Here is a 10,970-nt window from a genome sequence, read left to right as displayed (position 1 = left end):
CGGTAGAGCTCCCATACCCACCGTTCCGATATCTTCTGTATCCTTGCAAGTTGAGATGCAGAGGCCTCACCCTTTTCCATCTCCCTGATGAGCCATCTGAGCTTTCTCCTTGTGAGCTTCCGCATGTATTGATATGGTTTTAGGGCTCTTATATTTGCTGAGAGGAAGTTATTTCGGGATGCGACATTATGCAATCCGGTCCCATCAGATTAAATCTCGTCATAATTAAATCAGCCTCCTGAGCGGGAGAAGTGGTGATAGTGAAAGAATGTTGCTACTCCTATAATGTGTGCATTTTTAGAAGGAATAATTATGCCAAGATGCGACATGAACAAGTAGATTGATGACCGTTGGGAGCGGCGCAAGGTCAGGAGTTCCAGCGATTTAAGATGCCTCTGGAATGTCCTGTAGCTCATGCCTTCGTTCGGACCCCTCCCCGGACGAGATGAGAATTCAAGTCCGATTTCGTCATTATTCACCACGATATCCCCAATTCACGCCTCATCTCATCCATATTCCATGGAATCTCTCCGAAATCGCACCGCATACCTCCATACTCCACTTAATATCTCCGCCGCCACTGCCGGCCTGCCAGGACCCCGCCGCCACCCCTCCCCCGAGCGGGATTTCGATAGATTGGAGGACACGGCCCCACCCATCCCCTTATTCCCCCCACCCACGCGTGAAAGCACCCCACCGCCCCAGTCGCTCGTATAGAGTGGGCATTGACTGGATATCCCCGCGCCCCTCACAACCTTTTTCTACGCGAGCCGCTTTCGGTGTTCCGGGGTTGGCCCGATGTCCGGTGTTCTCGAGGGGCTGCGCGTGCTCGACTTCACCCGCGTGATAGCAGGCGCCTGGTGCACGATGTACCTCGCCGACATGGGGGCCGAGGTGCTTAAGGTCGAGGCCCCCGGTACGGGGGACGTGATGCGCCTCCAGACGCCCGTCAAGAATGGCGAGTGCGGCTTCTTCATCATCTACAACCGGGGGAAGAAGAGCATCACGCTGGATCTCAAGAAGGAGGAGGCAAAGGAGATAGTGCGCGAGCTTGTCGGGAAATGCGACGTGCTCGTGGAGAACTTCAGCCCCGGAACGATGAAAGAGCTGGGGCTTGGCTATGAGGAGCTCAGGCCCCTCAACCCCGGCCTGGTCTATGCCTCGATATCCGGCTACGGCCAGTACGGGCCCAAGGCCGACCTGCCCTCGTACGACGTCTGCATACAGGCGATGTGCGGCCTGATGTCCATGAACGGCTACAGGGGCATGGACCCGCTCAGAATCGGCATGTCCGCGACCGACTTCATGGCCGGGACGGTCGCGGCGCTGGCGATAATGGGGGCGCTCTGGAGGCGCAGGGACACCGGGAGGGGCCAGTACATCGACGTCTCCCTTTACGACTGCGGTCTAACCATGCTCGAGAACGCCGTGCCCAAGTACAGCTGGACGGGCGAGGTCGCTACTGCGCTTGGCAGCCGGCACCCCTCAGCAGCCCCGCACAATGTCTACAAGACCGCGGACGGGTATATTGTGATCATCACCATCGAGGACAGGGCTTTCGCGAGGCTCTGCAAGGCGATGGGCATGCCGGAGCTTGCAGAGGACCCGCGATTCAGGGAGGTCTCCGGCAGGCTTAGGAACGTGGACGAGCTAGACGCCATCGTGAGCTCCTGGACGGGGAAGCTCAGGACAGAGGACGTGGTCAGGGCCCTGAAGGCAGCCAACCTCGCCTATGGTGTTGTGAGGAATGTAAAGGAGGTTGTCGAGGACGAGCACAGCCGCGCGAGAAAAATGATTGTGGAGCTCAGGCAGCCGAGAGCGGGGCCCGTCCTGGTGCCCGGGTGCCCGATTCACTACTCCGAGAGCGAGGCGGGGCCGCGTGGACCGGCCCCCCTGCTCGGGGAGCACACGGAGGAGATTCTCACGGGCTTGCTCGGCTACTCGAGAGAGAGGTACCTAGAGCTGAGGGAGAGGGGAGTCTTCTGAGCGGGGTGGTGCCGGCCTTTGTTGTGTGCCCTGCCCGGCCGCGCGCGGCGGGCTGCGAGACGCGGGCAGGTGCGATGGGCGCCTTTGGGAAGGGGACTGGAGGGGGCAGCGGTTGGAAATGCTGAGGAGACTTGGAAAGAACTGAGGGGCTATGTTGGGGGGTCGAGGGATGTATAAAATAGGAATCGACGTGGGCGGAACGTTCACCGACTTCATGCTTTGTCTGGACGACGGGACGGCCGAGACCTACAAGACCCTGACAACGCCGGATGACCCCTCGATCGGCCTCTTCAACGGACTCAAGGAGATGGCCGACGCTCACAGAATGCCCTTGGGCGATTTCCTGAAGAGGGTCGGAACAATCGTCCACGGGACCACCGTGACAACCAACGCTGTGCTGACGGAATCAGGAGCCAGAACGGGCCTTTTGACGACTAAAGGCCTCCGCGACGCGCTCGAGATGAGGCGGGGCATCCGCGAGGAGCAGTACAACAACCGCTTCACCAACGTGAGGCCGCTCGTTCCGAGATACCTCAGGCTTCCTGCCAGGGGGAGGCTGGACTACTCTGGAAAGGAGCTCGTGCCTCTAAGCACGAAGGACGTTGAAGCAGCGGCGAGGAAATTCAGAAGGGAGGGTGTCGAGTCGCTCGCGATATGCTTCATGAATTCCTTCGCCAATCCGGCACATGAAAAAAAGGCCGCGGCGATTCTGGGCAAACTCCTCCCTGACGCCTACATGAGCGTCTCGAGCACCGTCCTGCCGGCGATTCGGTTCTATGACAGGGTCAGCACAACCGTTCTGAACGCCTACGTCGGCCCGATACTCAGGAGGTACCTAACCAGCCTGGTGAAAAGGCTCAAAGAGGCCGGCTACGGAGGGGTGCTCCTGATAATGCAGTCCAACGGGGGAGTGATATCGCCGGAGCTCGCAATAGAGAAGGCCGCGGTGACCCTGCTCTCGGGCCCCGCCGGAGGACCGGTCGCGGGTCTTGTTTATACGGAGGTCCAGGGCTATCGCGACTGCATCACTATAGACATGGGCGGCACGAGCTTCGACGCAGCCCTGATTAAGGATGGAAGGCCTCTTTTGACCACCGAGGGCGAGGTCAACAGGATGAGGCTGGCGCTCCCGATGCTGGGCATAGTGACAATAGGTGCGGGAGGGGGAAGCATAGGCTGGATAGACGAGGGTGGTCTGCTCAGGATGGGGCCGCAGAGCGCGGGGGCGAAGCCCGGTCCGGCCTGCTACGGGTTCGGAGGAGAGCTACCGACATGCACCGACGCGGACCTCCTTCTCGGGTACCTTGACAAGGACTTCTTTGCCGGGGGTAGGATGCCCCTCTACCCGGACAGGGCGAGGGAGGCGATCAAGAAGCATCTCTCAGATAAGCTCGGGATGGACGTCGAGGCGACCGCGGCTGGAATGTATGATATCATCAATGTCAACATGGCTGCCGGCGTGAGGGAGGTCTCGATAAAGAGAGGACACGACCCGAGAGAGTTTCCCTTGGTCGTCGCTGGAGGCGCGGGCCCTATACACGCTTGCCAGATAGCCCATGAGCTGGAGATTCCCGTGATGATTGTCCCGAGGGAGTCATCGATTTTCTGCGCCTCGGGGATGCTGATGTCGGACCTGAAGCACGACTTCGTCAGAACCTACGCCGTCCCGCTCGACGAGATGGACAGGAGCCGCTTCAGAAGGCTCTTCGACGAGATGAAGGCGGAGGCCCGGGCGCTGCTGAAATCCGAGAATGTTCCAGAGGAGAGAGTGAGGCACAGCTACTTCCTCGACCTGAGGTATGTGAAGCAGTACCACGAGGTATCCGTAGAGATTAGCAGGGAGGAGGTCGACAGGGCCGACCCAGTGGCCTTCGCCCTCAAGTTCCATCTGGAGCACAACAGGCTCTACGGCTACAGCCTCGAGAAAGAGGGTACCAGAATCGAGCTCATCAACATGAGGCTGACCTCCATCGGGCTCACCGACAAGCCCCGCCTCCCAGAGCAGAAGCGCGACAGCGCCGACAGCTCGCATGCGCTCAAGGGCAGGCGGCGAATGTGGCTCCCTGTCGAGAGGAGGTTCGAGCAGGTGCCGGTCTACGATGGCCACGGGCTCAGGTGGGGGAACAGGCTCGAGGGCCCGGCGCTCATCGAGCAGGTCAACACCTCGACCTTTGTCACGCCCGAGTTCTCCGTCGTTGTTGACAGGCTCGGTAGCTTCACGATATATCGGAAGGGTCGCGAGGAGTTCGCGAGCAGGGCGGAGGAATCCCGGGGGGTGGTGAGATGAGCGGTGATGGGAGAGGTACGACTTCAGCAGGGGGGCATGTGCGAGAGGCCGGACAGAACGATGGAGAAGCGATGGAGAAGGACTATGGGATGAAGATAGACAAGATTCTTGCCTCCGTGCTTGAAAGGAGGCTGAAATCCATTACTGAAGAGATGAGCATCGCCCTGACCAAGACCACCAGGTCCCCGATTCTGTGTGAGGCGAAGGACTTCGTCACGGGGCTCTATGACGCGCGCGGCAAAATGCTCGAGCAGACCGAGAACCTGCCCATTCTTTCTTTCTCCCTAGGGCCCGTGTGTGAATACATTATAAAGTATTTCGGCGATGAGATTTACCCAGGCGATGTCATTTTTCACAACGACGTGTTCTCCATGGGCAACCAGAACAACGACGTCGCGGTGTACAAACCCATATTCTATAGAAACACGTTGGTCGCCTGGTCCGCGTGCAAGGGCCACCAGGCCGACGTCGGCGGGGCGGTTGCCGGGGGCTACAACCCCAACGCCACCGAGGTCTGGCAGGAGACGCTCAGAATTCCGCCAGTGAAGGTCTACGAAGCGGGGAAATTCAGGAAGGACGTTTGGGACCTGATATTCGCGAACATTAGGTACGACATCGTAGCCGAGGACATGAAGGCGGAGATAGGTAGCTGCGTGGTCGGGGAGAGGGGGGTTCTGGCGCTGATAGAGAAATATGGACTGGAGAGGTTCAACGCCCACAAGGAGTACATATTTGACACAACTGAGAAAATGATGAGGGCTGAGATCAGGACCATCCCTCCGGGGGTGTACAGAGGAGAGTCGACAGTTTATTACGACGGGAGGCACCCGGGCTCGAGGTTCAAAATCAGGGTAAAAATCACCGTAAGCGGGGACAGCATCACCTTCGACTACTCAGAGACGGACCCCCAGACAACGGGCTTCGTCAACGGGACCTACACCTCCAGCGCATCAGCGACCACGCTGACCTTCTTGCAGATGGTCAACCCGAACATACCGCACAACGACGGCATGATTCGACCCATAAAAATCATCATCCCTCCGGGGACGCTCCTCAACGCAAAATACCCCGCCGCCACTACCTTCGGGAACCACCTCTGCCCACCCAACGCCGATGCCATTATAAGGGCATTGGCACCCGTCATACCGGACCGCGTGACCGCTGGGTGGAACCAGCTCCTCTGCGGTCTAACCAACGGCTGGGACCCTAGAAAAAAGACCAACTTCGTTGATATTTGCTTCCTCGGTTACAAAGGCGGCTCGGGGGCGATGAAGGGCGTGGACGGCTACGACCACATTGGCATGATTGACGCCTCTGGAGGGGTCCTAGACCAGGACTACGAGATGTTCGAGCAGCAGACCCCGCACATTCTCTGGGAGCATGAATACCTCATTGACTCGGCAGGGGCGGGCCAGTGGCGCGGCGGACTAGGTATAGTCACCCGCTACGAGATAGGTGGGGAGAATGTGAAAGTAGTGACATTCGGCGACGGGGACGTTGAGCCCGCCTTCGGCCTCTTCGGTGGGAAAAGCGGGGCTCTAAACTTCATCGAGCTGATCTACCCGAACGGCAAAAGGTACAGGACGACGAGCAAGGATCTTGTGGAGAACGTTCCGCCCGGCACGATCTGGTACCAACAGGCAGGAGGGGGAGGAGGCTATGGTAACCCGCTGTTGAGAGCGGCGGAGAAGGTCGCGTGGGACGTAAAGAACGGCGTAGTCTCGCTCGAGGCCGCGAGGAAGCTCTACGGTGTGGTCATTAACCCAAGGACCATGGAGGTTGATGAGAGGGCGACTGCCCGGCTCCGGAACCGCAGGTTGCACAGAAAAGGAGGGGGAAAGAGGAGGAAAGATAAAAGCTGAAGGAAGTGGAGGGTTCCGGTGAGGCTTTTGCTTCTTAAAGGGCGCAAAATATAAATATTACGTCGCCAGGTTGCTCCGAAAAGTTCTTACGGAGCTGTCAAAAGCTTCATATCGGGTTCGCTTTCTTTCCCGCCCTGTGCCGAGGCTGGTCCTCCGCAACCAGGCTTTCGTAAACATCCTAGCCTCCAGTCTGGAGGTCTACAAGAAGGAGGCCTATGGAGTCCTACTTGGGAGGAGGAGGGGGCGGGACTATGTCGTCAGGTACGTCTTCTCCTACCAGAGCGCCAAGAGGCACTACGACTGGGTAGTAATGGACCCTAGGCGCCAGAACAGGATAGACCAGATACTGAAGTGCCTGATGGACTATAGATACATCGGCGACTTCCACTCCCACATCGACTGGCCCGCACACCTTAGCGACGCCGATAAAAAGGAAATGCGGGAGCTCGGAATTCCCGTCTCCATTCTCCTGCTGGTCAAGGACGCCTCGAGAAGGGCCAGGTGGCGCTTCCTCCAGAGCGACTTCAGCCTCACAGGGACGGTGGGCGACAGGTATTTTATAAAAATCTATGCATACGAATATGACCGCCACTCAGGGAAAATCCGGAAGCTCAGAATTCACTGCCCCTTTGTACACAGGCTCAACCGAGACTCCGCGGCGATGCAACGGCTCAGCCTTCTTTTAAAGAAAAAGAAAAACGGGAACGGTAACAGGAGCAACGGACGGGGCAAGCGACGGGAACTGGCCAGGCGAGGGGAGGGGGCAGTGGGTGCGTGGCACAGTCCAAGGAAATGTCGGAGGGAGAGTTAGAAGGTGGAACGAAATGAGGCCAGAGGCGCCGGAGTGGCTACGAGTTCTGCAGAGACACAGATATGATGAGGGGGGCGGGAACGATGGACGTGATGGAGGGGCGCCGGGTGGATTCCGTCAATTGTCGATGAATTCTGGGTAAAATACTTATTCAAGGACGTTTTCCGCGTTCGGGGGTCCTGGTATGGAGGTAATAAAGTCCGCTGTGGACCCGGATAGCGCTGAATTCAGGGAGAACGAGGCCTTCTACCTCAAGCTCGTGGACGACCTGAAAAAGAAGCTAGACATGGTTCGGCAGGGCGGGGACCCGGAGCTAATTGAGAAGTCCCGCGAGAGGGGAAAGCTTCTCGTGCGCGAGAGAATCGAGGCCCTTCTAGACCCCGATACGCCCTTCATGGAGCTGAGCACCCTCGCGGCCCTGGGGATGTACAACAACGAGGCCCCGAGCGCGGGCATCGTGACCGGGATAGGCTACATCCACGGAAGGGAGGTCATGGTCATCGCCAATGATGCAACTGTAAAGGGCGGGACCTACTACCCCATGACTGTCAAGAAGCACCTTCGCGCCCAGGAGATCGCCCTCGAGAACCACCTCCCCTGCGTCTACCTCGTCGATTCGGGCGGGGCCTTCCTGCCCCTCCAGGACGAGGTCTTCCCCGACAGGGAGCACTTCGGCAGGATATTCTACAACCAGGCCCAGATGTCGTCAAGGGACATCCCGCAGATAGCGGTGGTCATGGGCTCCTGCACCGCCGGGGGGGCCTACGTGCCCGCGATGTCTGACGAGACGATCATCGTGAAGGGCACGGGCACGATTTTCCTCGGCGGGCCGCCGCTGGTCAAGGCCGCCACGGGCGAGGAGGTGACGGCGGAGGAGCTGGGCGGGGCGGACGTCCACTGCCGGAAGTCTGGGGTAGCGGACCACATGGCCACGAGCGACAGAGAGGCTCTGAAGATGGCCCGGGACATCATCGCAAACTTGAACCGGCCGCCCAAGACTTATATCGATGTCGCCCCGCCGGAAGAGCCTCTCTACGACCCGCGGGAGATATACGGAATCATTCCAAAGGACCCCCGGAAGCCCTACGACGTGCGCGAGATAATCGCGCGCCTAGTTGATGGTTCCAAATTCCACGAGTTTAAGGCCCTGTACGGAACCACACTGGTGACGGGCTGGGCCAGAATTCACGGCTACCTAGTCGGCATCCTTGCGAATAACGGCATCCTATTCTCCGAGAGCGCGATAAAGGGGGCCCATTTTATCGAAATCTGCTGCCAGAGAAGAATTCCCCTGGTGTTCCTCCAGAACATCACGGGCTTCATGGTGGGGAAGCAGTTCGAGGCTGGGGGTATCGCCAAGGACGGGGCCAAAATGGTTACGGCGGTCGCCTGTGCCTCCGTACCCAAGTTTACTGTGATAATCGGCGGCTCCTTCGGCGCCGGGAACTACGGGATGTGCGGGAGGGCTTACGGCCCGAGGCAGCTCTGGATGTGGCCCAACGCCAGAATCTCGGTCATGGGCGGGGAGCAAGCCGCCAGCGTTCTTCTGACCGTGAAGATGGACCAGCTATGGAGAAAGCAGAGGGAGCTCGGAGAGCAGGAGAAGGGAAAGCCACCGATGAGCGAGGAGGAGCAGAAGAGGTTCCGGGAGAAAATCATCCAGGACTACGAGACGAAGGGCAGCCCTTACTACAGCACGGCCCGGATTTGGGACGATGGGATAATCGACCCCCTCGACACCCGGACCGTTCTCGGCATTGGCATCTCGGCCTCCCTCAACGCCCCGATTCCGCCCTCTAGGTTCGGCGTATTCAGGATGTGATTAAATTGTCCCTTCGTACAGTGGAGGTAGGGGTGGAGCGGGGGGTCGCAACGCTCGCGCTCAACCGCCCGGAGGTCCACAACGCCTTTAACGACGAACTCCTGCGGGAGCTGACGGAAGCGGTCAGGAGAGTGGCGGCGGACGAGAGAGTCAGGGTGGTGGTGTTGACAGGGAGAGGAAAGTCATTCTGTGCGGGCGCGGACCTCAACTGGATGAGACGCGCCCTCGCCTATACTATGGAGGAGAACAGGAGGGACGCGGGCGCCCTCGTCGAGCTGCTCGAGCTCCTCGACAACCTCCCGAAGCCACTGCTCGGAAGAATAAACGGACTCGCGGTCGGCGGCGGGGTTGGGCTCGTGGCGGTGTGCGACATCGCCGTCGCCTCCTCAGAGGCGAGATTCGGCTTCGGAGAGGTGAAACTAGGGCTGATTCCGGCCATGGTCTCGCCCTATGTTCTCAGAAAAATCGGGCAGGGTGCGGCGAGGGAGCTATTCCTGACGGGCGAAAGGATAGACGCTGAGAGGGCCTGCAGAATAGGTCTGGTGAACGAGGTTGTGGCCCCGGAGGCCCTAGACGCGGCGATTCGGGCGCGAGTTGACGCCCTGTTAACCTCCGCGCCCGGGGCGATCGCCGAGGCGAAGAGGCTCATCAGAATAGTTCCCCGGCTGGAGGCCGAAGAGCTGCGGAACTACACCATTTCGAAAATCGCGGAGCTGCGCGCCTCTGAGGAAGGGCAGGAGGGGATGAGGGCCTTTCTGGAGAAGAGGAAGCCAAGGTGGGCCGGGTGAGGAGAAGGCCAAAAATTTGATAATTAATCAAAGTAATTTGATAATAGAACATGAATAATAGTCTCCCCGTTCTGGTTGCACTCATATTGGGGAGCGCTCTGGCGGTGGCGGTGATCACCCTCCGCCTTCTTCTGAGCGTTCCCCCCTCCCAGAGCCGGAATCTCTCCCTCCTTCTGATGGCAATGGTGGTTCCTGCTTCGCTGATGATGCTCGCCTCAATGGTATTGCAGGAAGGCGCGCTGGCTTTAGCAACCTCACTATGCGGGGACCTTCTGATCTACTGGTCTGTGCCTGTGATTTTACTCATGGTCATTTCGATCGTGCGGCCGGGCGGGAAAGTTCTCAGCCGTGGCATCTATATAGTTGTCTTCATTCCAATGATGGTTCTCACACTTCTGATTCTGGGAGAGGGAATTCTTAACCCAGAGGGGATATTGATGGTCACGTCCACAACACCCCCTTGGGTAAGTCTGGGAAATCTGAATGTCGGGTTCCTGGGACTGGGGATGATTTATTTCATCTCTATTATAATACTCGTCGTTCAGAAATTGCTTAAAGATTCCCATGAAATGAGAACGGAGCTTCTGGAGGTATTGGTCATTTTTATTTTTGTCTTTGTCCTTTTAGTCGTCGTGAGCGTATTCTTCCCCGCCGTTTCTATTTCTATAATATATCCCCTGCTCACCTCACTCCTCGGTCTGGTGCTCTCCAGGGCGAGCCTGATGAAGAGCGACTTCATCATGCCCAGGAAAGAGAAGACGGTTGTTGAGAGAGCGGTTTCGATGCTAAGCCCAAGCGGCACTTATCTCTTTTTGAACGAGAGGGGACAGGCGAGAGAGCTTTTTGGGCTCTATGTAAAAACCGGTATGCCGGGGCTCTGGGTGACAAGGAGGCCTCCGCATGAGGCAAGGAAGACCTACGGGCTAGTCGAAACTCAATTCATATGGCTTACGGGCAAGTGTGTCCCGGGAGAGGTCTGCGTTGAGCCCAGAGACCTAGGGCGCCTGGGGAGGCTGATCGGGACTTTCATGGAGAGCGCTGAGAGATACATCATTCTCATCGAAGGACTCGAGTATCTTTCTGCGAGCGTCGGCTTCTCCAGCCTTCTGAGCCTTATCCACCTCTTAAATGATAAGGTGATGAGTGGGGGAGGAATTCTGCTTCTCGGGTTCGACCCCAAAGCTTTCAAGGATAGCGAACTCGCCCTCCTGAAGAGCGAGGCTACACAGGTGTTTGAGGAGCCGCCTCCGCCCGCTGGCAGAGCTCCAGGGGAGCGACCTGGGGCCGAAGCGATTTGAGATAGGGTTAAAAAACACGAGAGAAAGGGGCTGCGAGGGCCAGAGGCCCGAGCAATTGGCGAGCCCCGATAGGGGCGAGCCTGCGAGCCGAGCGAGCTCGCGAAGCCCTTTTCCGC

7 protein-coding genes are annotated in these 10,970 nt (G+C 58.4%); all 7 read left to right on the top strand.

The window, feature by feature from the left end:
• Window positions 1–798 precede the first annotated feature (798 nt).
• The 7 genes from QW379_06005 to QW379_05975 all read left to right on the top strand — a co-directional run bounded on the left by QW379_06005 (window position 799) and on the right by QW379_05975 (window position 10,854).
• Window positions 799–1,986, top strand: coding sequence for a CoA transferase (locus QW379_06005; protein MEM2869955.1), 1,188 nt, complete (start codon window positions 799–801; stop codon window positions 1,984–1,986).
• Window positions 1,987–2,155: 169 nt separating this feature from the next.
• Window positions 2,156–4,273 (top strand): hydantoinase/oxoprolinase family protein, encoded by a 2,118-nt coding sequence (locus tag QW379_06000; protein MEM2869954.1) that lies wholly within the window; start codon window positions 2,156–2,158, stop codon window positions 4,271–4,273.
• Between the two features lie 89 nt (window positions 4,274–4,362).
• Window positions 4,363–6,135: a hydantoinase B/oxoprolinase family protein gene (locus QW379_05995; protein ID MEM2869953.1), complete on the top strand. Its 1,773-nt coding sequence runs from the start codon at window positions 4,363–4,365 to the stop codon at window positions 6,133–6,135.
• Between the two features lie 136 nt (window positions 6,136–6,271).
• The gene (locus tag QW379_05990; GenBank protein ID MEM2869952.1) at window positions 6,272–6,946 is read left to right on the top strand and encodes a Mov34/MPN/PAD-1 family protein; all 675 of its coding nucleotides are present in this window, start codon (window positions 6,272–6,274) and stop codon (window positions 6,944–6,946) included.
• Between the two features lie 184 nt (window positions 6,947–7,130).
• A complete protein-coding gene (locus tag QW379_05985; GenBank protein ID MEM2869951.1) occupies window positions 7,131–8,768 on the top strand; it encodes a carboxyl transferase domain-containing protein in 1,638 nt (545 codons plus the stop codon).
• A 32-nt stretch (window positions 8,769–8,800) separates the two neighbouring features.
• Window positions 8,801–9,556, top strand: a complete 756-nt coding sequence (locus QW379_05980; protein MEM2869950.1) for an enoyl-CoA hydratase-related protein — start codon at window positions 8,801–8,803, stop codon at window positions 9,554–9,556.
• 50 nt (window positions 9,557–9,606) lie between these two features.
• On the top strand, window positions 9,607–10,854 hold the full coding sequence (locus QW379_05975; GenBank protein ID MEM2869949.1) for a DUF835 domain-containing protein: 1,248 nt from the start codon (window positions 9,607–9,609) through the stop codon (window positions 10,852–10,854).
• Window positions 10,855–10,970 lie beyond the last annotated feature (116 nt).

Source organism: Thermoplasmata archaeon, from assembly GCA_038851035.1.
In the GTDB taxonomy this organism is placed as follows: domain Archaea; phylum Thermoplasmatota; class DTKX01; order VGTL01; family VGTL01; genus JAWCLH01.
The sequence above is the reverse complement of the archived record's forward strand: the minus strand, read 5'-3'. Positions and strand labels throughout refer to the sequence as shown.